We start from the raw sequence: 23,587 nt of genomic DNA, 5'->3' as shown, positions 1-23,587 counted from the left end.
CGTCGCTCAGGACCGGCGGTCAGCCACCGCCGCCTGGTAGAGGGCGTTGCGCCGCTGGCCGGTGCTGGCCGCCACCTGCGCCACCGCGTCCGACAGCCGGACGCCGTCGGCGATCAGCTCGCGCACCAGCTCCAGGGCCGACCCGCCGTCGTCGCTCGGCTCGGCCCCCTGCACCACGACCGTGACCTCGCCCCGGACGCCCTCGGCGGCCCAGTCGACCAGCTCGGCCAGGGTCCCCCGGCGGACCTCCTCGTAGGTCTTGGTCAGCTCCCGGCAGACCGCGGCCGGACGGTCGGCGCCCAGGGCCTCCACCCCGGAGGTCAGGAAGTCGGCCAGCCGGTGCGGGGCCTCGAAGAAGACCATCGTCCGGGTCTCGGTGGCCAGCGCGGCCAGCCGGCGCCCCCGCTCGCCGGCCTTGCGGGGCAGGAAGCCCTCGAAGCAGAAGCGGTCGACCGGGAGCCCGGACAGGGCCAGCGCGGTGAGGACCGCCGACGGGCCCGGTACCGCGGTGACCCGGATCCCGCGGTCCACCGCCGCCCGCACCAGCCGGTAGCCGGGGTCCGACACCGAGGGCATGCCCGCGTCGGTGACCACCAGCACCCGGGCCCCCGCCTCAAGCTCCGCGGCCAGCTGCTCGGTGCGGGCGACCTCGTTGCCCTCGAAGTAGGAGACGACCCGCCCGCTCAGGGTGACCTCCAGCCGCTGCAGCAGCCGGTGCAGCCGCCGGGTGTCCTCGGCGGCGACCACGTCGGCGCGGGCCAGCTCCTCGCGCAGCCGGGGTGGGGCGTCGGCGACGTCGCCGATGGGCGTCCCGGCCAGCACCAGCACACCCGGGCCCTGCTCGGTGTCGACCACGGGGGCGTCCTCTCGGTCGGTCCGCCTGCTCGGCGGGGCGTGCGTCGTCGCGGGCCGGTGGGCCCCGCGCGCTCCTAGTATGTCCGGGTGACTGACCTGCAGGCGGCCCTGCGCGACCCCCTGCCCCGCGACCGGGTCACCGCCTGGGCCGTCACCGTGGGCATCACGCTGCTGGCCTTCGCGCTGCGGGTGGTCCGTCTGGGGGACCCGAACAAGCTGGTCTTCGACGAGACCTACTACCCCAAGGACGCCTGGTCGCTGCTCCACTTCGGCTACGAGCGCGGCTGGGCCCCGGACGCCAACGAGCAGATCGTGGCCGGGAGCACCGACCTCTGGCAGGAGGGGCCGGCGTTCATCGTCCACCCGCAGCTGGGGAAGTGGCTGATCGCCGCCGGGGAGCAGCTGTTCGGCATGACGTCCTTCGGCTGGCGGTTCAGCGCCTGCGTCTTCGGCGCGCTGCTCGTGCTGGTCACCGTCCGGCTGGTCCGGCGGATCACCCGCTCGACGCTGCTCGGCGGGGCGGCGGGGGTGCTGCTGGCCTTCGACGGGCTGGCCTTCGTGATGAGCCGGATCGGGTTGCTCGACATCTTCCAGGCCTTCTTCCTGGTCGCGGCGGTCTCGGCGCTGGTCGCCGACCGGGACTGGTTCCGGACCCGGCTGGCCGACCACCTGACCGCACGGGGGCTGCCCGACCTGGGCGGCGTCGCCGGACCGCTGGTGCTCTGGCGGCCGTGGCGGGTGCTGGCCGGGGTGATGTTCGGCTGCGCGCTCGGGGTGAAGTGGAACAGCGTCTACGTGCTGGCCGCGTTCGGGCTGCTGTCGGTGGCCTGGGACGTCGGCGCCCGCCGCCTCGCCGGGGCCGGCCGGCGGTCCGCGCTCGGGCTGCTGGTCGACGGCGTCCCGGCCTTCCTCTCCACGGTGGTGCTCGGGGCGCTGGTCTACCTGGCCACCTGGTCGAGCTGGTTGGCCACCTCCGGCGGCTGGTCCCGCGACTGGGGCGCCCAGCACCCGGAGGCGCTCTCCACCCGCCTGCTGGGGGCGCCGCTGGCCTCGCTGCTGCACTACCACCAGGAGATCTACGGCTTCCACACCGGCGACTACATCACCGAGGAGGCCACCCACAGCTACGCCGCCGACCCGATCGGCTGGCTGGTGCTGGCCCGCACCATCGGGATCGACGCCGTCAACAACATCCAGCCCGGCACCGACGGCTGCCCGGTCGACGTCGACCAGTGCCAGCGGGTGATCACCGGTATCGGCACCCCGTTGCTGTGGTGGGTGGGGGCGGTGTGCCTGCTGATGTCGGTGTTCTTCTGGCTCGCCCGGCGGGACTGGCGCTTCGGCGTCGTGGTGGTCGGTGTGGCCAGCACCTGGCTGCCCTGGTTCCAGTACACCGACCGTCCCCAGTTCCTCTTCTACGCCATCACCATCGTCCCCTTCACCGTGCTGGCCCTGTGCCTGGTGATGGGGTTGGTGCTCGGCCCGCCCGTGCCCGGCTCCCGGCGCCGGATCGGCGCGATCGTCTGCGGGGTCTTCGTGGCCCTGGTGGTGCTCAACTTCGCCTTCTTCTACCCGGTCTGGACCAACGCCCTGCTCACCCGCGAGCAGTGGCTGGACCGGATGTGGCTGCGCACCTGGATCTGAGCCAGCCTTGCACCACCCAGGCTAATGGTGTTAGTTTCTAGTTACACCCATTAGCCACAGGAGTCCTCGTGCCCGAGCACCTCAGCATCAACGGCAACACCATCGCCTACGACGTGACCGGCGGAGGGCCCCTGGTCGTGCTGGCGCACGGCATGGGCGACAGCCGGCACTCCTACCGCTTCATGGCGCCGGCCCTGGTCGCGGCCGGGTACCGGGTCGCGAACGTCGACCTCCGCGGCTGCGGTGACTCCAGCCTCGGCTGGGACGGGTACAGCCGCACCGACATCGCCGGTGACCTGGTGGCTGTCGTGCGCCACCTGGGTGGCCCGGCGGTGATCATCGGGCACTCGATCAGCGGTGGGGCGGCGACCATCGCGGCCGCCACGGCGCCCGACGTGATCACCGGGGTGGTCGAGCTGGCCCCCTTCACCCGCAAGCAGTCGGTCTCCCTGGGTGGGCTGCTCCGGGTCGGGCGCTACCGGGCCGGCACCACCCAGCTGGGCCTGACCCTGGCCCTGGGGAGCCTCCCGGCCTGGAAGAGGTACCTGGACCTGGCCTACCCCACCAAGCCCGCCGACTGGGCCGGGGAGCTGGGCCGGATCGAGGCCAGGCTGAGCGAGCCCGGCCGGATGAAGGCTCTTCGGGCCATGGCCAGCAGCGCACCGACCGACGCCGGCGCCCAGCTGGCGAACGTCACCTGCCCGGTCCTGGTCGTCCAGGGCAGCCTCGACCCCGACTGGGCCGATCCGCGGGCCGAGGGCGAGAAGATCCTCGCCGACCTGCCTGCCGGCCTCGGCGAGCTGGCGGTCATCGAGGGCGCCGGTCACTACCCGCACGCCCAGACCCCCGACGAGGTCCTCGCTCTGACCCTGCCGTTCCTGGCCCGGACGCTGACCGGTGCCTAGGGCCGGGTTGAGCCCCGTCTCGGTGACCGAGGCCGGGGCTGCGCTGGTCGACGAGATCGGCTTCGAGCAGCTCAGCATGGGTCTGCTGGCCGAGCGGCTCGGGGTCAGGACGCCCTCGCTGTACCGGCACGTGGCCAGCCAGGCCGACCTGGCCCACCGGATCGCCGTGCTGGCCATGACCGAGCTCGCCGACGCCGTCCGCGACGCCACCCAGGGGCGGTCGGAGAAGGAGGCCCTCGCGGCCGGGGCGCACGCGATGCGGACGTACGTGCTGATCCACCCCGGCCGGTACGCGGCTGGCAACGCCGCCATCGTCACCGGGCCGGAGGACCCGCTGGTGCCGGCCGTCGGTCGCGTCCTCGAGTCCTGGACGGCCATGCTGCACGGCTACCGCCTGGACCCCGACCAGTCGGTGCACGCGCTGCGGATGCTGCGCAGCACCCTGCACGGGTTCGCGGCCCTGGAGGCGATCGGCAGCTTCCAGCTCGACACCGACCTCGACGAGAGCTTCAGCTGGATGCTCGACTTCATCGACCAGGGCCTGAGGGCGAGACGACCCGACCCGCTCCCCGCCCGCTGATCTTCCAGGCCCACCGTGACCGCCGTCGACCAGGGTGGCGACAACGGGTGCACCGCCTTCGACGCCGGTCCTGAGCGACAGGTGGAGGGCCCAGCCACACCGCAGGACCACACCTAACCCTCGACGTCGCGATCGCTCAGTCGAGCACGAAGAGGGCGGCGTCGTGGGGAGCCAGGTCGACCGGGAGACCGCCGCTGACGTCCACCTCCGCCCCTGTCCACGCCTCCCGCGCCCGGGTCCGGCCTTGGCCACCCACCGAGGAGAGCGGCACGGTGCGCGACAGCCGCTCGTCCCCGACCGCGAAGACGGCCACGACCAGGGACTCCCCCAGCCGGGACGTCCACACCACGTGGTCGGTCTCCCGGACGACCTCCCGCGGGTCGGTCCCGTGCGCGTTGACCTCCAGCAGCAGCGGGTTCCGCAGCAGCTCGATGGTCTCCGGCGGGCTGGTGGGCAGGTCCCCGCCGACGAAGAACGGGGAGCGGGCGATCCCCCACAGCGTCAGCAGGGTGCGCTGCTCGGCCCAGGTCAGCTGCGAGGTGCGGTCGGTCCCCCGCTCCCCGCGGATCCCGATCCGGCCCAGCGGCAGCATGTCGGCGTCGGCCCAGGCACCGGGCCTGGAGACCGGCGCCCAGCGGGCCATCCGGGCGAACATGTCCGAGACGTCGTCCCACCGGTCCCAGAGGTCGTTGGAGACCCGCCACATCGTGGCGTGCCCGGCCAGGTGGTCGGCGTGGACCAGCGAGAGGTCGGTGCCGGGCGAGAGGCTGAGCGCGATCGGCCGACCGGTGGCGGCCAGCGCGGCGGAGAAGGTCTCGATGTCCCAGGCGTGGTAGGGCCAGAGCATGTCGTCGGCCTTGACGAAGTCCACGCCCCAGCCGGCCAGCTGCTGGGCCAGGGCCGCGTACCAGGCGGACGCGTCGGGGTGGTCGTCGCGGACGCCGGCCATGTCGGGGTTCCAGGGGCAGCCGCGGTCGGGGTCGGCGAGGTCGGCGGCGGTGACGTCGGTGCCCAGCACCGGCAGCCGCTCCGCCGCCGCCCGGCGGGGGATCCCGCGCATCACGTGGACCCCGAACCGCAGCCCCAGGGCGTGCACCTGCTCGGCCAGCGCGGTGAACCCGCGGCCGTCCGCGGCGGAGGGGAACCGGGTGGTGTCGGGCACCGGACGACCCCAGCCGTCCAGCTGCAGGTCGGCGTCCTCGTGGTAGCCGCCGGCACCCACCGAGGCGGCGTACCACTGGATGTCGACCACGACGGTGTCCCAGCCCGAGGGCAGCAGGTGCTCGGCCATGAACCGGGCGTTGGCCAGCACCTCGTCCTCGGTGACGGTGGTGCCGTAGCAGTCCCAGCTGTTCCAGCCACGCGGCGGGGTGGCCGGGCGGGCGACGGCGACGGGGGTGGGCGGCTCGGCGGGCATGCGGCCTCCGGGGCTCGGGCGACGGTGTCGCGGGCTGCGGTCGGCCCGACGCTAGCGGGACGTCCCGGAGCGCCCGCCGCGCACTCCCCGGGCGCATCGTTACCCATCGGTAACGCACCTGCTTCCAACCGCCGGGGGTCGTGACCTAGGTTGTTCGGACGACCCGAGGACGGGTCGCCGAGACGAGAGGACGCGCCGGGGACCCATGGGCCTCTTCATCCTGAAACGCCTGCTGAACTACGCGGTCCTGCTCTTCGTGGCCATCAGCCTCACGTACTTCCTGGCGGCCAGCCAGCTCAACCCGCGCGCCCTGTGGGAGCTGGCGAACCCACCGATCCCGCCGCAGACGATCGAAGCGAGCCTGCGCAGCAAGAACCTCAGCGACGAGGTGCCGCTGCTGCAGCGGTACTGGACCTGGCTCACCGGCGTGGTGCTGCACTGGGACTGGGGCGAGTCGCCGCGCACCGGGGACATCGCACCGGAGATCGGCCGCCGGATCGGGGTCAGCATCCGGCTCATCACCCTCGGCTCGCTGGGCGGGATCGCGCTCGGCGTGCTGGTCGGGGCCTGGACCGCCACCCGGCAGTACCGCCTCTCCGACCGCGCCATCACCCTCGGGTCGCTGGCCATCTACTCAGTGCCCGTCTTCGTGCTGATCAGCGTGATCCAGGTCCTGGCCACCTCCTTCAACGACACCACCGGCTGGCGCGTCTTCGAGTTCGTCGGCGAGACCGGTCAGGTCGGCTCCTACCCCGGGGCCTGGCTGGTGGACCGGGCCCAGCACCTGCTGCTGCCCACCGTGGTGCTGGTGCTGGCCAACGCGGCCTTCTTCAGCCGGATCCAGCGCAACCTGATGCTGGACGCCCTCGGCTCGGACTACGTCCGCACCGCCCGGGCCAAGGGTCTGCGGCAGGGGCGTGCGGTGATGAAGCACGCGCTCCGGACGTCGCTGATCCCGACCGGCACCTACTTCGCCTTCAGCGTCGCCACGCTCTTCCTGGGCTCCACCTTCGTCGAGGTGCTGTTCAGCTTCCACGGCATGGGCGAGTTCGCCATCACCACCATCCAGGGCCAGGACGTCCACGGCGCGGTCGCCGTGGCCGCGTTCGGCGGCGTCTGCGTGCTGGTGGGGGCGACCCTGTCCGACTTCATGGTCGCCGCCCTCGACCCCCGCGTCCGAGTGAGCTGAGGAGCCGACGTGACCAACCCACCGATGCCTCCCACCGACTCCACCGAGGTCCTCGACGAGACCCCCGTGCCCAGCCACGGCCCCTCCGCACCCACCTCCAGGCGCCTCAGCCGGCGCCGGCTGGTGCTGCGCCGGTTCCTGCGCAACAAGACCGCCGTGCTCGGGCTGCTGGTCATCCTGGCGATGGCGGCCCTCGCCGTGTTCGGCCCGCTCATCTCGGCCTGGGACTACGAGCAGATCGACCGCACGTCCTTCCTCAACCCGCCGGACGCCCGGCACCCCTTCGGCACCACCCAGAGCGGCATCGACATGTTCGCGCTGACCCTGCGGGGGCTCAGCAAGTCGCTGCTGATCGGTCTGGCCGTGGCGCTGATCTCCACCGCCATCGCCGCGGTCGTGGGCTCCTTCGCCGCCTACTACGGCGGCTGGTTCGAGCGGATCGCGCTCTGGGTGATCGACCTGCTGCTGGTGGTGCCGTCCTTCCTGATCATCGCCATCATGATGTCGGCGGACCGGAGCGGGGGGAACGCCTCGGCCTTCGACCGCTTCGTCGCCAGCGCACCGCAGTGGATCGTGCTGATCATCCTGCTGGCGCTGTTCAGCTGGATGCTGGCCGCCCGGGTGGTGCGCTCGCTCACCCTGTCGGTGAAGGAGCGCGAGTACGTCGAGGCGGCACGGTTCATGGGCATCCCGGGGCCGATCATCGTGGTCCGCCACATCCTGCCCAACATCTCCTCGCTGCTGATCATCGACGCGACCCTCAACGTGGCTGCGGCCATCCTGGCCGAGACGTCGCTGTCCTTCTTCGGCTTCGGCGTCAAGCCGCCGGACACCTCCCTCGGTGCCCTGCTCGGCGTCGGCGCCCGGCAGGCCACCACCTTCCCCTGGCTGTTCGTGCCGCCGGCGGTCGCCGTCGTGCTGCTCATCCTGGCGGTGAACGCGGTCGGTGACGGCCTGCGCGACGCCCTCGACCCCTCGTCCGGATCAGGAGGACGCGTCTGATGACCGCACCCACCACGGCGGCCACCCGCCGCACCCAGGCGGGCGAGGTCGTCCTCTCCGTCCGGGACCTCAACGTCTCCTTCCCCAGCGAGGCCGGGGAGGTCCGGGCCGTCCGCGGTCTGGACTTCGACCTCCGCGCCGGGGAGACGATGGCCATCGTCGGCGAGTCCGGCTCGGGCAAGTCGGTGACCTCGCTGGCGGTGATGGGGCTGCACCCCCGCACCGCCCGGATCAGCGGCTCGGTGAAGCTGCACGGTGAGGAGATCCTCGGCCGCGACGACGACGCGCTGTCCCGGCTGCGGGGCAAGGCCATGTCGATGGTCTTCCAGGACCCGCTCTCGGCGCTGACGCCGGTGTACTCCATCGGCGACCAGATCATCGAGGCCATCCAGCTGCACCAGGACGTGACCACCGCGCAGGCCCGCACCCGCGCCGTGGAGCTGCTCGACCTGGTCGGCATCCCCAACCCGCAGGCCCGGGTGCGCTCGTTCCCGCACGAGTTCTCCGGCGGCATGCGCCAGCGCGCGATGATCGCGATGGCCATCGCCAACGACCCCGACGTGATCATCGCCGACGAGCCCACCACCGCCCTGGACGTCACCATCCAGGCCCAGGTGCTCGAGGTGCTCAAGCGGGCCCAGCGCGAGACCGGGGCGGCGGTCATCATGATCACCCACGACCTCGGCGTGGTGGCCGGGATGGCGGACCGGGTGACGGTGATGTACGCGGGACGCCCGGTCGAGCAGGGCTCCGTCGACGACATCTACTACCGGCCGCAGATGCCGTACACCATCGGCCTGCTGGGCTCGGTCCCCCGGCTGGACGTGGCGGAGAAGCGGCCGCTGGCCACGGTCGAGGGCAACCCGCCGTCGGTGGTCAGCCTGCCCCCCGGCTGCCCGTTCGCCCCCCGCTGCCCGCTGGCGGAGGACCAGTGCCGGACCACCGAGCCGGCCCTGGTGGAGCACAGCGGCGCGCTGGCCCGCCGGGTCACCGCCGGAGCCGACTCCGAGGCCGCGACGGTGCTCGGTCACGCCGCCGCCTGCCACCTCTCCGACCGCGTCGTGCGGGACGGCCTGACCTACGCCGACATCTTCCCGGTCGCCGTGCACACGTGGAGCGAGCTGGAGCAGGTGCCCCGCGAGGAGCGCGAGACCGTGCTCGACGTCTCCGGTCTGAAGCGGCACTACCCGCTGATGAAGGGGGCGGTGCTGCGACGTCGGGTGGGCACCGTCTACGCCGTCGACGGCATCGACCTGGAGGTCAAGCAGGGCGAGACGCTGGGTCTGGTCGGGGAGTCCGGGTGCGGCAAGTCGACCACGCTGATGGAGGTCCTCAACTTCCTCCCGCCGACCGACGGCACCATCACCGTCCTCGGCCAGAACCCGGCGGCGCTCCGCGGGAAGGCCCGCAAGGCCCTGCGCCGGGACCTGCAGATCGTCTTCCAGGACCCGATGGCCTCGCTGGACCCGCGGATGACCGTGTTCGACCTGATCGCGGAGCCGCTGTTCGCCCACCAGTGGTCCAAGGTCGACACCTCGGCCCGGGTCGAGGAGCTGATGCGCACGGTCGGTCTGGACCCGGCCCACGTCAACCGCTACCCCGGTCAGTTCTCCGGCGGGCAGCGTCAGCGGATCGGCATCGCCCGCGCCCTGGCTCTCAAGCCGAGGCTGCTGGTGCTGGACGAGCCGGTCTCGGCCCTGGACGTCTCGATCCAGGCCGGCGTCATCAACCTGCTGGACCAGCTGAAGGCCGAGCTCGGGCTGTCCTACCTGTTCGTGGCCCACGACCTCGCCGTGATCCGGCACATTGCCGACCGGGTGGCGGTGATGTACCTGGGATCGATCGTGGAGCAGGGCGAGGTGGACGAGGTCTACGACAACCCCCGCCACCCCTACACCCAGGCGCTGCTGTCGGCGATCCCCATCCCCGACCCGCAGACCGAGCGCAACCGGGAGCGGATCCTCCTCACCGGGGACCTGCCCAGCCCGGCGGACCCGCCGTCGGGGTGCAAGTTCCGCACCCGTTGCCACCGCAAGCCCACCCTGGACGAGGCCTCGCAGCAGCGCTGCGTCGTCGAGCCACCACCGCTGCTGCAGGTGGGCACCGACCACACGTCGGCCTGCCACTTCAACGACGTGGACACCCACGTCACGGCCCAGGTGTGATGCCGAGCCGCAACATCATCGTTGTCAGGCTGTGACCGCATCACGCACCCGCAGCATCTAGGGTCGTCACAACCCCGCGATGACCCGTCGCACGTCAACACATCTTCTGGAGGAACAGTGAAGCCACGCAAGCTCCTTGCGTTGCCCGTGCTGTCCGCGATGCTCCTGATGGGCGCATGCGGCAGCACCGAGCCACCCGCGCCCGGTGACGACCCCGGCCCCGGGGACCAGGGCTCGGAGATCGGTGCCGTCGACATCAACGCCCAGCCGCGCGACCAGCTGGCTCAGGGCGGCACCCTCCGCCTGCCGATCACCGAGTTCGTCTACTGGAACCCGTTCAACGTCAACGGCAACGAGGCGACCTACGCCGACCTCAGCACCGGGATGTTCCCCAACCTGTTCGTGGTCGGCGACTCGGGTGAGCCGGAGCCGAACCCGCTCTACCTGGAGTCGGCGGAGCTGACGTCGGAGGACCCGACGGTGGTCAACTTCAAGCTCAACCCGGCCGCGGTGTGGAACGACGGCACCCCGCTGGCCGTCGAGGACTTCGAGGCCATGTGGAAGGCGTGCAACGGGGAGAACGAGGAGTTCCAGTGCGCCACCACCCAGGGCTACGACCAGATCGAGTCGATCGAGCAGGGTGAGACCGAGCAGGACGTCGTGGTGTCCTTCTCCGGTCCGTACCCGGACTGGACCCAGCCCTTCAGCGGCCTGTTCAAGGCCGAGTCGATGGCCGACCCCGAGACCTTCAACGAGGGCTGGGAGGACGTCACCGAGATCGGCGACTGGATGTCCGGCCCCTTCGAGGTGGGCGACTTCGACGCCACCCAGCAGGTCCTGACGCTGGTCCCCAACGACACCTGGTGGGGCGAGGCGCCGCTGCTGGACGAGATCGTGGTCCGGGTCATCTCCGCCGACGCGACGGCCAACGCCTACGTCAACGGCGAGCTGGACGCCTTCGAGGTCGGCATCGACCCCGACGCCTTCCAGAAGGCCACCGCCTACGCCGAGGGCGAGGTCCGTTCGGCCCTCGGTCCGAACTTCCGGCACTTCACCTTCAACACCGAGGCCGGCAACCTGGCCGACCAGGAGGTCCGACAGGCCATCGCGATGGGTCTGGACCGCGGGTCGATCGGCGAGTCCGACCTGGCCGGCGTCGACGTCCCGGTGGAGCCCCTGAACAACAACATCTTCCTGGCCAGCCAGGAGCAGTTCGTGGACATGGCCGAGCTGACGGGGATCACCTACGACCCCGCGGCCGCGATGGAGAAGCTCGAGGCCGCCGGCTGGACCCTCCCCGAGGGTGGCACCATCCGGGAGAAGGACGGCGAGCCGCTGGAGGTCGACTTCACCCAGATCGTCGGCGTCCCCGTCTCGGAGAACGAGGCCCGTCAGGCCCAGAGCCAGCTGGCCGAGATCGGCATCCAGGTCAACATCGTGGACGCCACCCAGGACAACTGGATCGACCGGCTGACCGCTGGGGAGTTCGAGATCCTGGCCTTCTCCTGGATCGGTACCCCGTACCCGTACCAGTTCCGCCAGATCTACGTCACCGGTGGTGAGTCCAACTTCGGCAACCTGTCGAACGAGCGGATCGACGAGCTGGCCGACCTGGTCGACACCACGGTCGACCCGGCCGAGCGCACCACCCTCGCCAACGAGGCCGCCCAGCTGATGTGGGAGGAGGTGTCCACCCTGCCGCTGTACCAGCGCCCGGAGATCGTGGCCGCCAAGGCCAACCTCGCGAACTACGGCGCCTTCGGCCTGAACACCCAGGAGTGGGAGAACGTCGGCTACATGCAGTGAGCCGCCTGCTCTGACACGACGGCCCGGGAACCCCAGCGGTTCCCGGGCCGTCGTGCGTCCAGCGCCTGGCACAGGGGCCCTTTGCGACCCCGGCCTACCCTCGCTGCATGTCCGGACGTCTGCTGGGTCTGGCCCTGACCGCACTGCTCGCGGTGGCCTGCGCGCCCACGCCGCCGGTCGAGGACGCGCGCAGCGCCCCGGCCTCGCCGAGCCCCACCACGGCGAGCCCCTCAGCGCCGCGCCCGACTCCCACACCGACCCCGAGGCCGACGCCCTCCCCCACGCCGAGCCCCACCCCGACCCTGGCCAGCGACGGGGAACCCCGTGACGCCGAGCTGAGCATCCCCGCCCTCGACATCGACGCCCTCGAGGTGGAGGCCTACGAGGGCTCCCCGGACGACGGCCCCGGCACGGACATCCAGGACGGCGGCATCGCCGCCAGCCCCCACGGCCGCGACGGCGGTACCGGCGTCGGCGGGATCGGCAACTACATCGTGACCGCGCACCGGCTGTCCTCCACCCAGGCCTTCCGCGACCTGCCGGAGCTGGAGGAGGGCGAGGAGGTGCACGTGGAGGCCGACGGGGTCCGCTACACCTACGAGGTCGTCGAGACCCGGGAGACCTCCTTCCGATCCGAGGAGTCCCTGGAGGAGCAGTCCGCCGAGGTCCCCGGACGCCCGGGCGAGGAGGCCACCGAGGCGATGATCACCCTCTCCACCTGCGCCACCCCCGAGGACGACGCGGAGGGGAACTTCTGGCGCGACCAGTACGGCAACCCCGAGCACCGCATCGACAAGATCGGCGTCCTGGTCGAGGTGGACGAGGTCTGACCGGCTGATCGGTGCAGATCTGCACCGACCACGGTGCCCAACTCGCACCGCTCTGGGGTAGGAACAGATCATGTCGAACCTCGAGGACGCCCTGACCCCGCACGTCGAGTCCGGACGTGTTCCCGGTCTGGTCGCCCTGGTGGCCCGCGGCACCGAGGTGGAGACGCTCGCCCTGGGCCGTCGCAGCGAGGACGGGGAGCCGATGACCGAGGACTCCCTCTTCCGGTTCGCCTCGATCACCAAGCCGCTCACCGCCGCGGCGGCACTGACCCTGGTCGACGACGGCCTGCTGGACCTCGACTCCCCCGTGGCGGACTGGCTCCCCGAGCTCGCCGCGCCGGTGGTCCTGCGCGAGGCCTCCGGTCCGCTCGACGACGTCGTCCCGGCCACGACACCGATCACGCTGCGGCACCTGCTCTCCTCCACCGCTGGCCACGGGTTCCCCGGCGACTTCCTGGGACCCGTGGTCGCCGAGCTGATGGGACCGCTGCACCAGGGCCCACCCGACCCGCCGGCCGCGCCCGAGCCCGACGAGTGGATGGCGCGCCTGGGGCAGCTCCCGCTGCTCCACCAGCCCGGTGAGGGATGGACCTACAACACCGCCTACGACGTGCTGGGGGTGCTGGTGGCCCGGGCCAGCGGGGACTCCTTCGCCCGGTACCTCCGCGAACACGTCCTCGACCCGCTGGGCATGGTGGGCACCGGCTTCTGGCTTCGTGACCGCGCGGACCTGCCGCGGATGACCAGCCAGCACCGTCGCGACGACCAGGGCGAGCTGGTGGTCACCGACCCTCCCGACGGCCACTGGGTCGACGAGCCCGCCTTCTGCTCCGGCGCCGGCGGTCTGCTCGGCACCGCGGCGGACTGGCTGGCTTTCGGCCAGATGCTGCTGGCCGGGGGCACCTCCGACGGCCATCGCGTGCTCAGCGAGGACCTGGTCCGCCTGATGATGGTCGACCACCTCACCGAGCCGCAGCACCAGATGGGCGACCTCTTCCTGCAGGGCCAGGGGTGGGGATTCGGCGGCTCGGTGGACGTCGCGGAGCTTGAGCCGTGGAACGTCCCGGGCCGCTACGGCTGGGTCGGTGGCACCGGCACGTCCGCCCACGTGGTCCCCCGCGACGGCGCCGTGACCGTCCTGCTCACCCAGGTCGAGCTCGGCAGTCCGGAGGGTGCGCAGATCTTCGACGACTTCTGGCGGGCCGCCGCGAGCTGAGATGTGCCTGGAGCCCGATCGGCTGGTAGCATCTCAGGCTGGCAAGGGGCTATGGCGCAGTTGGTAGCGCGTCTCGTTCGCAATGAGAAGGTCAGGGGTTCGAATCCCCTTAGCTCCACCACCCAGGAACCCGCTCTGACTAGGGGTTCCTGTTGCTTTCATCAGGCGTTTGCCTCCCCGCGTCGAACAGCGACCCCTGGACGTGTGCCCCCGGTGTGCCCCCGGAGTTCAGACGCTCCAATGCAGCACGGTCCGCAGACGTCCCCAGGTGGTGCAGATACAGGTTCGTCGTGCTCATCGACGCGTGCCCCATCCACGTCTGCACCGTCACCGGATCGACACCACGCGCCAGCCACAAACACGCCGCGGTGTGCCGCAGATCGTGGATCCGCCGGCCTCCAGCCACGGTGCTCCAACCGACGCTGCGACGCACCGCGTTCGCGTGTAGCTGCGACCCCGAAGCAGTCACGAACAACAGGGCCTCCCGTCCCTCCCCCTTGCCAAGGCACGCACCAAGGGCAGCACCCGGTCAGCGATGGGGAACCCGCAGTTGCCGGAGGACTGGTGGACCACCGACGACGTTGCCTCGTACCTCGGCGTCACCACATCCACACTCAGTGCTTACCTCGCTCGCAAGCAAATGCCTCAGCCTGATCGACGCCTAGGTCGAATGACTCTGTGGCGACCATCTAGCATTCGCGAGTGGCGCCCTACGCCTCAACAGGACACCCGTTGAGTTCGAGCGCCCGCGTTCGCTCTCACCACGAAAGGCACAGAGGAGGCGCTCGCCATGAACGTCGAGAAGTCGTATGAGTGGTTCACCGGTCACTTCACCCATCCGCTGTACACCGACGAAGCTGCAGAACTGGGGCCCTTCGGCAACGACACCGGAGCCGACTTCTTCTCCGAGTGGGAAGAGCGAGGTTACGCCCTCAGGTCCTCGACCACCGTGCGTTACCTACTGGCGAAGACCGTTGACGGTGACGTGGACGCCTTCCTGGCCGAGGGAGAGCAGGGCGACATCGAGGAACTCGATGAGGTGCTCATCGCCGCAGGGTTCACGCTCTTACGGCTGACGCGCCAGATCGACTCAGAAGGCCTCAGCTGGACTCGCGCGGCGCTGTCCCGCGCGCGAGAGCGCTACGGATCCGTGGAGGCCGACATCATGCTGTCCGACCTCGCCCGACTGGTTGACCCCAACACGCCAATACATCCCGTGGTGCAAGAGCTCCACGCTCAACGACGTTCAGGGAGGCGTCGCACCCCGTGGCTGTTCACCAACGTCTTCCCACCGGAGCCCGAGGATGCACCGGGGTGGAAGGGTGCCGGCTCTGGGGAGGCACCTCCTGCCGCGGGGCTGGCTGCCCCGCTCGGCCTAGTTCCTCCCGCGGTCAAGGCCCTGGAACGAGCAGGTCAGATGCTCGATCACCGGCTGGCGCCGTGGGGAGAATCGATTCCTGAGACGCCGTGGTCCAAATGGGCCGATGAGCACTTCGGAACTCAGTGGATGTTCGAACTACGTCTGCTTCCAATCCCCGGCAGGTCACGCCGACTCACCATTCGAAAAGGCAACAACGAGGACTGGATCGCGAGCTTGACGTTCGATCTGGACAGGTGGGATGCCTTGGACCCGGCTAAAGCCACAGTGCTGGTTCGTGAGGCTTACGAAGCAGCAGTGCGCAAATGGGTCGCGAAGGCCGCTGTACCGCCACCACCGCCCCTACCACCCATCTGACGCCACGCCCCGCCCAGCGACCACGAAGTCGTTCGTCACCCAACGTCCGACTGCCGAATATGCCTCTACTCAGTCAAGCGCGGCCTTCGGCCGCGGGGTGAGCACTTGGGCCTGCGGCGCCGGGGACCCCCGCGCTCCGGCTGGCGCCTCCGCGCACCCCCAACGCCGCAGGACCAAGTGCTCACCCGAGAGCTTCGCTAGTCTCCGGGAACACAACATTAGGATATCGGCCCTTGAACTCTGCCCACATCTCACCGATCATCTCTCGGCGCTCTGGAAGGGGCGAGTACCCATCTTTGTCACCATCCCAGTGAATGACTGCGCCGTTTGCGTTAACAGGGCGCATACAATCCCGGAGCTAACTTCGGCGTGATCCCAAGTAACAGCCGATACCCTTCCGTATCCAGCGACTCTAGGGTGACGCGAAGCTGCGCTAGTTCGGCGATACTCACATCTCTACTTACGTAAGGGTCCGAGGCATTCTGCGCCTGTAGACGCCAATCATCGCCGCCATTGTACTGCTGACTGAACAAGGCATGCACTGTCTTTCCTCGCTCGAACAGCGCCCCCTTTGCGTTGGAGCAGAACTGCGCGACCTCGCTCGCCTCTACCGTCGCCCAAGGGGGAACTCCCGCCTCGACAACTCGCCTGCGCACTGCTTGGGCAACATTTCGGCCACTGACGGGCAGAGAACGCATCGCACGCTCATCGAGGGTCAATGCGCCCGCTATACTATAGAGCCAATTCTCAACGCGAGTAGCAACTACAACTAGGCGGCCTATCTGCTCAACAATCTCAGTGGGCACGCCGAGGTAGTTTGTCTCACCCATGGAATCATTCTCCACTCCGTATTCCAGCGGTTACTCCCATCTTGTTATGCTCGCAACGTTGCTAGACGAGGCGCCGTGCCCTACCGCCCGGACGTCCCTGGCGCAGAAGCGGTCTGGGCTGGGGCGTGCATCGGCCTGGAGACGCCCCGTACGCCATAGGACCACTTCCAAATGTTGCGCATCGGGCTCACGGACCGCGAATGAGCAGCGTGAGGTTGTACCAAGCGACCACAATCGCAAATCCAGAAATGGCAGACACGAAGGCCCACCCGATACGGTCATCGGCACTGAGTTTGCGGGATGCCGCAGCCAAAATGGCGCCGACGAAGCCCAGTGGAACTGGAAGAAACAGCCAGAAACCACTCACCGAATCAGCCCCGGGCAGACTCAGGCTGGTCCACGCCACGAAAGTTAGCGATGCAATCAGCGTTGCAACACTGCCCCATGAGATGTGCCGCCATGGAGACGGTGATGACACCTCGGGTCCGGGCGTCGTCATGAAGGGACTTCCTTGCCGCTCCTCACAGTACTGTGCCGCTCGCTCAGCCGAACTGCGCTCGTGCAGCCAACGTGCAACAAGGCACGGTCGCCCGCGGTCTAGAGAAGTCACCGAACCGCACAACCACGCGGTATCGAGTCCGTCCGAGGCCCCCTCGGCCGCGCTTCCAAACTGGATACGTGGCTCGACAAGGATGCACGAAGTCTGCAGCCAGTGCCCATCGAGGCACAGGGTTATGCAGGCTCGGCTACGTGCACGTACTCCTTCTGCTCCAGCAGCCCGCTGACTAACTCCTCGCTTGTCGTTACGGCGTACCAGAGGCTGTCACCCCAACCGGCGATGACGAAGACGTATCCAGCATCGAGGGCCGCACTGCTGGCCTCGCCTCGTGCTTGGACACTCGTAACCGCTTGGAAGCGGACCTCCTCGCCCTCGGTGTCGATGCAAGACAGACCATCCAGAAGCACGTTGCCCGGTAGTTCGAAGGTCACCACGTCATCTGCGGCGAGGTCCTGAATGACGCTGCACCGCCCGCTTGCGACGAGAGCGGCCCGCAAGTCGGCCATGGTAGGAAGTGACGGCCTTGGGCTGCACCCGGTCACTGCGAGGATCCCGACAACTGAGGCAACCGACAGACGAGCGCGGAAACTGGTCCTGGCCACACTATGACTCCCCTCGGTGCTTGTCCGGCAGAGTGTCCGACACCAAGCCCGCACGTGCCAACCCTTGAGCGCCCGGTGATGACCGCCACCGCGCAGGTGTAGGCGTCCCTCGCAGGCCCGGGGCGTCCCTGACACGGAAGAGGTCGCCGTTCAGAAGCGGGTGGATAGCCACGGGGCTTGCATAGCTAACAGATCGCCTCGGTCGGGCCGCAAGAAGACGTAGCCGGTGTACCGGACGGCCAGACCGTCACCGACAGCGGTCGACATGTACAGCGTGGGACCAAAATCGGCGGTGAAGACCTGCTGGAGGGCTGGATAGCCATCCACTGTCAGAGCCTGAGGTAACCCGGTAGCCTCGCAGCCGCCGAATACGTCGCATTGATCGTTGACCAGCTGCTCGTGCACCTTGGCCAAGTCGGTGCCAGTCTCGTCGCTGTCGAAAACTTCGAGGTCGAAGTGCTGGCCGCCGTCGTCACCACTGACCCAGCTGACGGCGTGGACGTCGACCACTCGGTACGGCTCTCCCTCACCAGAACTGCCGTTGTCGGTGGTGATCGTCCCGCCATTGGATGGGGCTTCGTAGCGCCAGCCGAGCGGGACCTCGATCGACACCCGGTTCTGGTGGTCACTCACCCGGTCGAACAGCACGGGGAACCCCAGCAGTCGGAACATCCCCACCACCACCAGAAGGCCCAACGCGGCTGCGAGGAGGACTGCCAGCACCGGCACGACTAGCGGCCGTAGGAAGCCAGGAAGACGGTTACCTCGTGTTCGCGGGGCTGCCGGTCTTGAAGGAGTCACGTAAGCAGGATGGCGCAGGCCTCGCACACCTACATCCGACCCCAGTCCCCCCACACAGCGCCAGAGACCTAGGGCCGTCGACCAGTCCGACCGGCCAAGAAGCCCTCGCCCTCAAGCCGCGAGGCTGTTCGATTCCAAGAGTGCGAGCCGTTGGAGCGTGTGCCCCCCGTGTGCCCCGCCAACGCATCAAGGCCACAGCCAGCGTCTCCCACGCACCCGTAACACGCGGAACATTGGGGGCAACAAGTGCCTTGCTGTCCTTCGCAATGAGAAGGTCAGGGGTTCGAATCCCCTTAGCTCCACCACCCAGGGACCCGCTGTGACCAGGGGTCCCTGTTTGCTTCCGTCGGAGTATCGACTCAGTACGTGATCACGACGTCGTTCAGACGTGTGACCCTCCATGAGTCGCCGCTGCGCTCGAGGTTCACCGACAGCGAGGACGTGGGACGCGGCTCGATGAGCTCAGCCGTCACCTGGGCCTCATCGCCCTGGATGTCGACTCCGGTCACCCTGATGTCGGTTCCCAGTTCTCGGATCTGCTGCAGCTCCTCAGATCGCGCTTCCAGTCCGTCCATGCAGGGATTGACCCACCCACCATCCGGCAGGACGGTTCCGCAGGCACGGGGAAGGTCGTCGTGAGCGAGCCGCTCGAGGAACGTCTCAACCAGACGTCGTGGCTCCTCCGCCGGATCCGACCGGGTCCACGAGACGAGCGCTCCTCCCGGCCATGCCGCGACAGCACCTGCCGACAGGACCAGCACCACCACGAGCACCAGGAAGACACGCCACCACCGAGGACGGTCACCCGGGGCTCCAGCCCCTAGGGGCCGTGGCTCTCTGCCCGTCCGAGCCCCTCACCCGCGGCCTGAGCCGCTGGGCCGGCGATGACCCCGGCCGGCGTGGTGGTCGCGGTGGATGCCGACGAGAGCGGCGACCGCGTTGCCGACGCCGTCCTCGTCGCGGAGCCGCTCCCCCAGCTCCTGCGCACGGTGCGCGTACCGCGGCTCGTGCACCAGCGCGGTCAGCCGTTCGGCGAGGCGGTCGGCGGTGAGCGCGCGGTGCGGCAACGGCTCCGGTCCCGCACCCAGCTGGGCGACCCGCTGGCCCCAGAACGGCTGGTCCCCCAGGAAGGGGCAGACCAGCGACGGCCGGCTGGCGCGCAGCCCCGCTGCCGTGCTGCCGGCTCCGCCGTGGTGGACGACGGCGTCGACGCGGTCGAAGAGCCAGCTGTGCGGGGCGGCGTCGATCGTCAGCACCCGGTCCGACGTCAGTGGGCTGCCGTCGCGCGCGGTGTCGACCCCTCCCCACCCGCGTGCCACCACGGCACGCACCCCTGCCTGGTGCACGGCTCGGACGATCTGCTCGCCGCGCTGCGCGGCGTCCCGGCCGAAGCCCATGCTGCCGAACCCGATGTACACGACCGGGTCCTGCCTGGTCCTGGGGTCGGGGTCCAGGAAGCGGGCGAGCCGTCCCGGGGGTGTCCAGTCCTCGGCGGCGTCGAGGAACCAGTAGCCGGTGACGTGGGCGTGCGGAGGGAAGTCCGTGGGCACCGGGAGGACGTGGCGGCTGTAGCAGTACAGCACCGGGACCGGGGACCCGTCGGCCGTCACCAGGTAGCTGCTGATCCGGCTCATCCGCCGGAGCCCGAGGGTCTCGGTGCGGAACTGGTTGATCATCGCGCCGTAGGCGACGGCGGGGAACCGGTTCAGCTGGTAGGTCCACCGGTTGACACGACCCGACAGGGTCCGGGTGAGGAAGGGGATGGGGAAGGCCTCGGTCGGGGTGAGGAACGGCAGCGGCAGCGACACCACGAACGGGACGTCGAGATGTTCGGCGATGTGGAGACCACCGAGGGCCTTGGGATGGGCCACGACCAGGGTGGGCGCGAAGGCGCGAGCGGCCTCCCACTGCTGCTGCAGGGACACCTTCATCGCAGCGGTCATCTGCCGGATCAGTCTCCCCGCCTCGCGCGGACCACTCATCTGAGGCATCGCCTGCTGCATCAGCTGCAGCATCTCGTCACCCACCGGCAGCAACGGGACCCCGTGCGGCTCGGCCAGGTCCCGGAAGCCGGACGGCGCACCCAGCACCGCCTCGTGCCCCGCCTCGATGAGCCCCCGGCACAGCGCCACGTAGGGCTGGACGTCACCCCGGGTCCCGAGGGCGAGGACCAGGACGCGGAGCGGAGGGACGTCGGACACCATCGGAACCTCCTCAGGACGCGGACCACACACGCGCCGACCAGGCTTCCCGGCTCTCCACCCGCGACGCTACCCGGTCAGGACCTAGGCATGGTGCACCGACTCGTGGGCGCGGTGGCCCACCGGTTCGAGCTGGAAGGTGCAGTGCTCGATGTCGAAGTCCTCACCGAGGCACTCCCCCAGCCGGTCCAGCACCACCCCGGTCCGCCCGTCCTCGATGCACTCCGCGTCCACCACCACGTGCGCCGACAGCACCGGCACGCCGCTGGTGATGGTCCACGCATGCAGGTCGTGCACGTCCACCACCCCGGGCACCTCGCGGATGTGGCGCCGCACCTCGGCCAGGTCGACGCCGCGCGGCGTCGCCTCCAGCAGGACGTCCACCACCTCGCGCAGCAGCGACCACGCCCGCGGGACCACCAGGGCCACGATGGCCAACGAGGCCAGGGTGTCGGCCCGGGTGAACCCGGTCAGCGCGATGACGACGGCGGCGACCACCACCGCCGCGGACCCGAGCAGGTCCCCCAGCACCTCCAGGTAGGCACCGCGGAGGTTGAGGCTCTCGTCCTTGGCGCCCCGCAGCACCAGCAGCGCCGCCAGGTTGGCCAGCCCACCCACGACGGCCGCCCCGAGCATCACCGGGGTGGAGATCTGCACCGGCTCGTCCCAGCGGTCGACCGCCCGGACCAGCACCCACACGGCGATCCCGACCAGCAGCAGCCCGTTGACCAGCGCGGCCAGCACCTCCACCCGCTGCAGCCCGAACGTCCGGGCCGCGGTCGCCGGCCGGGTGGCCAGCCCGGCGGCAACCAGGGCCACCAGCAGACCGGTGGAGTCGATGAGCACGTGCCCGGCGTCGGCCAGCAGGGCCAGCGACCCCGAGGCCAGCCCGCCCACCAGCTGCACCAGGAAGACCGAGGCCGTCAGCACCAGCGCGATCACCAGCCGACGCCGGTGCCGCCCGGTGGCGGTGGGCGCATGGGCGTGGGAGTGCCCGCTCATCCCGCGGCCCGCCCGGCCCCCGCCGTCGGGCACAGGGTCACCGCGTCGCCGGTGACCGCCAGCAGCCGCTCGGCCGCGGCGAGGACGTCCATCAGCGCGTCGGGGACGGCGAGGGAGTAGAAGGAGGCGCGGCCCACGGTGCGGGCGGTGACCAGCCCGCAGTCACGCAGGCAGGCCAGGTGGGCCGAGGTGGTGCTCTGGGCCAGACCGAGGTGGGCGGTCAGGTCGACCACCCGGTGCTCCCCCAGCGCCAGGTGGCGCAGGATGGTCAGCCGGGCCGGGTCGGCCAGGCTCTGGAACAGGGCGACGGCCGCCCGGGCGTCCCCCTCGGTGAGCTCGTCGACCTGCTCGATCGTGTCCGCGGTATTCATCGTCACAAGGCGATGACATCGCAGCTCACCGACTGGTGTCAACCGCCGTCAGAAGTTAGGACAGCCTCACCACGCCTGTAGGATCGCCCACATGCCTGCCGACCGACCAGCCCGCCCCCAGCGCGCCGTGGCCACCCTGACCGTCCAGTCCACCGAGCAGCTGGCCCCGCACCTGGTGCGGGTCGTGCTCGGCGGGGAGGAGATCGAGCTGCTGCGCCACAACGGGCACACCGACAAGTACGTCAAGCTGCACTTCACCCCGGTGCCGGAGGAGCCGTCGGTCACCCGGACCTACACCGTCCGCCACTGGGACACCACCGCCGGCACGATCACGCTGGACTTCATCACCCACGGCGACGCCGGGCTGGCCGCCCCGTGGGCCCTCTCCGCCCGGCCCGGGGACACGCTGAGCATGGTCGGTGCGGGTGGCGCCTGGTCGCCCTCCCCCGAGGCGGACTGGTACCTGCTGGTCGGCGACGACACCGCGATCCCCGCGATCAGCTCCGCGGTGGAGGCACTGCCCGCCGACGCCCGCGGCGAGGTGGTGATCGAGGTGGACAGCCCCGCCGACGAGGTCGCCCCCACCCCGCCGCCCGGCGTCCGCCTGACCTGGTTGCACCGACGGGGCGTCGAGGCCGGCGCGGTCAGCCTGCTGCCCGCGGCCGTCACGGCCCTGGACTGGCCGGCCGCCGGCACCCCGGTGGACGTCTTCGCCCACGGCGAGCGGGAGGCCATGAAGCAGCTGCGCGACGTCTTCTTCACCCAGCGCGCTCTCCCCCGCTCCGCGGTCAGCCTGTCGGGCTACTGGGCGTATGGCCGCACCGAGGACCGCTTCCAGGCCGAGAAGCAGGAGCCGATCGGGCAGATCCTCCCCCCGGAGTGAGAGCACAACCGGGCTGACACGGGGGCCGGCACACGGGCAGGCTGTGCCTCCCCGACTCATGGAGGTCATCGTGCGCTCCCTCGATCCGAGCATGGACACCGCTGTGGTCAGCCTGATCGACGCCCGCCTGGATGCCCTGGCCGAGGAGGGTGTCCAGGTGCTCTGGGCGGTCGAGAGCGGCAGCCGCGCCTGGGGATTCCCCTCGCCGGACAGTGACTACGACTGCCGCTTCCTCTACCGCCGACCCGTCGAGGACTACCTCTCGCTGTGGCCCGCCCGGGACGTGATCGAGACGCCGCTGGACGCCGTGCTGGACGTCAACGGGTGGGATCTGGCCAAGGCGCTGCGGTTGCTCGAGCGCGGCAACGCGACCCTCGTCGAGTGGTTGCGTTCGCCGTTGGTCTACCGCGGGGACCTGACCTTCCGCGACGCCCTGCTGGACCTGGCTGACACGGTCGTGGAGTTGTCGACCCTCCGCAGGCACCACCTGCACGTCGCACGCAGCAACTGGCCGAGCAACCTCGACGACGCGTCCCTCAAGAAGCTGTTCTACGCGCTGCGACCTGCCCTGACCCTGCGTTGGCTCCGACTGCACGGCTCACCCACCCCGCCGATGGACCTGCCGACCCTGGTCGGCGAGGGCGATCTGCCGCACCAGGCGGTGCGCGTGGTGGACGAGCTCGTGACGTTGAAGGGGCGCACCAGGGAGCTGGGCCGTGGACCCGTTCCCTCGTCGGTTGTCGCCCTCGTGCTCGACGAGCTGGATCGAGCCGAGGAGCTGCTGGCTGCGGCCGGGCCACCCGTCGACCCGGCACCCCGACGAGCCGTGATCGACGCCTTCTTCCGTGAGGCGGTGCTCGCTCAACCAGCCCGTCGCTGACCTCGGGCGCCAACCTCCGACATCTCGCCGCGTAGTCGCGGCAGGACGTCGTCCTCTGGCGCCGCCGGAGGACGGGGACGGGCCTGAGGAAAAGCCGGCGGGGGCGGCACGGGG

Annotated in this window: 22 protein-coding genes and 1 tRNA gene; 13 read left to right on the top strand and 10 right to left on the bottom strand. The window is 70.1% G+C overall.

Annotated elements, in window-relative coordinates:
• Nucleotides 1-6: 6 nt before the first annotated feature.
• Nucleotides 7-855, bottom strand: coding sequence for a 16S rRNA (cytidine(1402)-2'-O)-methyltransferase (gene rsmI, locus BLT52_RS10200; RefSeq protein WP_090592991.1), 849 nt, complete (start codon nucleotides 853-855; stop codon nucleotides 7-9).
• Between the two features lie 87 nt (nucleotides 856-942).
• Here rsmI and BLT52_RS10195 point away from each other — a divergent pair, with 87 nt between their 5' ends.
• The 3 genes from BLT52_RS10195 to BLT52_RS10185 all read left to right on the top strand — a co-directional run bounded on the left by BLT52_RS10195 (nucleotide 943) and on the right by BLT52_RS10185 (nucleotide 3,984).
• Nucleotides 943-2,499 carry a dolichyl-phosphate-mannose--protein mannosyltransferase gene (locus tag BLT52_RS10195; RefSeq protein WP_231946586.1) on the top strand — a complete coding sequence of 519 codons (1,557 nt, stop codon included), beginning with the start codon at nucleotides 943-945 and terminating at the stop codon, nucleotides 2,497-2,499.
• Nucleotides 2,500-2,567: 68 nt separating this feature from the next.
• On the top strand, nucleotides 2,568-3,404 hold the full coding sequence (locus tag BLT52_RS10190; protein ID WP_090592988.1) for an alpha/beta fold hydrolase: 837 nt from the start codon (nucleotides 2,568-2,570) through the stop codon (nucleotides 3,402-3,404).
• A 7-nt stretch (nucleotides 3,405-3,411) separates the two neighbouring features.
• The gene (locus BLT52_RS10185) at nucleotides 3,412-3,984 is read left to right on the top strand and encodes a TetR/AcrR family transcriptional regulator (protein WP_197679279.1); all 573 of its coding nucleotides are present in this window, start codon (nucleotides 3,412-3,414) and stop codon (nucleotides 3,982-3,984) included.
• Nucleotides 3,985-4,120: 136 nt separating this feature from the next.
• On the opposite strand, the gene BLT52_RS10180 is transcribed toward BLT52_RS10185, so the two are convergent.
• Nucleotides 4,121-5,401, bottom strand: coding sequence for an alpha-galactosidase (locus BLT52_RS10180; protein ID WP_090592983.1), 1,281 nt, complete (start codon nucleotides 5,399-5,401; stop codon nucleotides 4,121-4,123).
• Between the two features lie 205 nt (nucleotides 5,402-5,606).
• On the opposite strand from BLT52_RS10180, the gene BLT52_RS10175 reads away from it, so the two are divergent.
• From BLT52_RS10175 to BLT52_RS10145, 7 genes are all read left to right on the top strand, one after another.
• Nucleotides 5,607-6,590, top strand: coding sequence for an ABC transporter permease (locus tag BLT52_RS10175; RefSeq protein WP_090592980.1), 984 nt, complete (start codon nucleotides 5,607-5,609; stop codon nucleotides 6,588-6,590).
• A 9-nt stretch (nucleotides 6,591-6,599) separates the two neighbouring features.
• On the top strand, nucleotides 6,600-7,592 hold the full coding sequence (locus tag BLT52_RS10170) for an ABC transporter permease (protein ID WP_231946585.1): 993 nt from the start codon (nucleotides 6,600-6,602) through the stop codon (nucleotides 7,590-7,592).
• Entirely contained in the window at nucleotides 7,592-9,757 is a 2,166-nt protein-coding gene (locus tag BLT52_RS10165) for an ABC transporter ATP-binding protein (RefSeq protein ID WP_090592978.1), read from the top strand. The genes BLT52_RS10170 and BLT52_RS10165 overlap by 1 nt, the downstream gene beginning before the upstream one ends.
• Nucleotides 9,758-9,904: 147 nt before the next feature.
• Nucleotides 9,905-11,563 (top strand): ABC transporter family substrate-binding protein, encoded by a 1,659-nt coding sequence (locus tag BLT52_RS10160; RefSeq protein WP_090592975.1) that lies wholly within the window; start codon nucleotides 9,905-9,907, stop codon nucleotides 11,561-11,563.
• 107 nt (nucleotides 11,564-11,670) lie between these two features.
• On the top strand, nucleotides 11,671-12,393 hold the full coding sequence (locus tag BLT52_RS10155; protein ID WP_090592973.1) for a class E sortase: 723 nt from the start codon (nucleotides 11,671-11,673) through the stop codon (nucleotides 12,391-12,393).
• A 70-nt stretch (nucleotides 12,394-12,463) separates the two neighbouring features.
• Nucleotides 12,464-13,609: a serine hydrolase domain-containing protein gene (locus BLT52_RS10150; RefSeq protein ID WP_090592970.1), complete on the top strand. Its 1,146-nt coding sequence runs from the start codon at nucleotides 12,464-12,466 to the stop codon at nucleotides 13,607-13,609.
• Nucleotides 13,610-13,654: 45 nt separating this feature from the next.
• Nucleotides 13,655-13,730, top strand: a tRNA-Ala gene (locus BLT52_RS10145).
• 18 nt (nucleotides 13,731-13,748) lie between these two features.
• Here the strand turns inward: BLT52_RS10145 and BLT52_RS21830 are convergent.
• Nucleotides 13,749-14,042, bottom strand: a complete 294-nt coding sequence (locus BLT52_RS21830; protein WP_407922617.1) for a tyrosine-type recombinase/integrase — start codon at nucleotides 14,040-14,042, stop codon at nucleotides 13,749-13,751.
• Between the two features lie 357 nt (nucleotides 14,043-14,399).
• Between BLT52_RS21830 and BLT52_RS10135 the strand changes: the two genes are divergently transcribed.
• The gene (locus BLT52_RS10135) at nucleotides 14,400-15,344 is read left to right on the top strand and encodes a hypothetical protein (protein WP_090592965.1); all 945 of its coding nucleotides are present in this window, start codon (nucleotides 14,400-14,402) and stop codon (nucleotides 15,342-15,344) included.
• 1,017 nt (nucleotides 15,345-16,361) lie between these two features.
• On the opposite strand, the gene BLT52_RS20790 is transcribed toward BLT52_RS10135, so the two are convergent.
• The 7 genes from BLT52_RS20790 to BLT52_RS10105 all read right to left on the bottom strand — a co-directional run bounded on the left by BLT52_RS20790 (nucleotide 16,362) and on the right by BLT52_RS10105 (nucleotide 21,710).
• Entirely contained in the window at nucleotides 16,362-16,673 is a 312-nt protein-coding gene (locus BLT52_RS20790; RefSeq protein WP_157677049.1) for a hypothetical protein, read from the bottom strand.
• Between the two features lie 233 nt (nucleotides 16,674-16,906).
• Entirely contained in the window at nucleotides 16,907-17,239 is a 333-nt protein-coding gene (locus BLT52_RS10130) for a hypothetical protein (protein WP_090592962.1), read from the bottom strand.
• A gap of 246 nt (nucleotides 17,240-17,485) precedes the next feature.
• Complete coding sequence (locus BLT52_RS10125; protein ID WP_090592961.1) at nucleotides 17,486-18,064, bottom strand: hypothetical protein; 579 nt, start codon at nucleotides 18,062-18,064, stop codon at nucleotides 17,486-17,488.
• 431 nt (nucleotides 18,065-18,495) lie between these two features.
• Nucleotides 18,496-18,909: a hypothetical protein gene (locus BLT52_RS10120; RefSeq protein WP_090592958.1), complete on the bottom strand. Its 414-nt coding sequence runs from the start codon at nucleotides 18,907-18,909 to the stop codon at nucleotides 18,496-18,498.
• An 81-nt stretch (nucleotides 18,910-18,990) separates the two neighbouring features.
• A complete protein-coding gene (locus BLT52_RS10115) occupies nucleotides 18,991-20,340 on the bottom strand; it encodes a glycosyltransferase (protein WP_090592956.1) in 1,350 nt (449 codons plus the stop codon).
• An 81-nt stretch (nucleotides 20,341-20,421) separates the two neighbouring features.
• Nucleotides 20,422-21,339, bottom strand: coding sequence for a cation diffusion facilitator family transporter (locus tag BLT52_RS10110; protein WP_090596578.1), 918 nt, complete (start codon nucleotides 21,337-21,339; stop codon nucleotides 20,422-20,424).
• Nucleotides 21,336-21,710, bottom strand: a complete 375-nt coding sequence (locus tag BLT52_RS10105; RefSeq protein ID WP_090596577.1) for an ArsR/SmtB family transcription factor — start codon at nucleotides 21,708-21,710, stop codon at nucleotides 21,336-21,338. Before BLT52_RS10105 ends, BLT52_RS10110 begins: the two co-directional genes overlap by 4 nt.
• Nucleotides 21,711-21,801: 91 nt before the next feature.
• Here BLT52_RS10105 and BLT52_RS10100 point away from each other — a divergent pair, with 91 nt between their 5' ends.
• Together BLT52_RS10100 and BLT52_RS10095 are read left to right on the top strand one after the other, a co-directional pair.
• Nucleotides 21,802-22,593 carry a siderophore-interacting protein gene (locus tag BLT52_RS10100; RefSeq protein ID WP_090592953.1) on the top strand — a complete coding sequence of 264 codons (792 nt, stop codon included), beginning with the start codon at nucleotides 21,802-21,804 and terminating at the stop codon, nucleotides 22,591-22,593.
• Nucleotides 22,594-22,684: 91 nt separating this feature from the next.
• Nucleotides 22,685-23,473 carry a nucleotidyltransferase domain-containing protein gene (locus tag BLT52_RS10095; protein WP_197679278.1) on the top strand — a complete coding sequence of 263 codons (789 nt, stop codon included), beginning with the start codon at nucleotides 22,685-22,687 and terminating at the stop codon, nucleotides 23,471-23,473.
• Nucleotides 23,474-23,587: the final 114 nt, after the last annotated feature.

It is taken from the genome of Auraticoccus monumenti, from assembly GCF_900101785.1.
GTDB classification, from domain to species: Bacteria; Actinomycetota; Actinomycetes; order Propionibacteriales; family Propionibacteriaceae; genus Auraticoccus; species Auraticoccus monumenti.
This window is presented reverse-complemented; position numbering and strand designations above follow the sequence as displayed.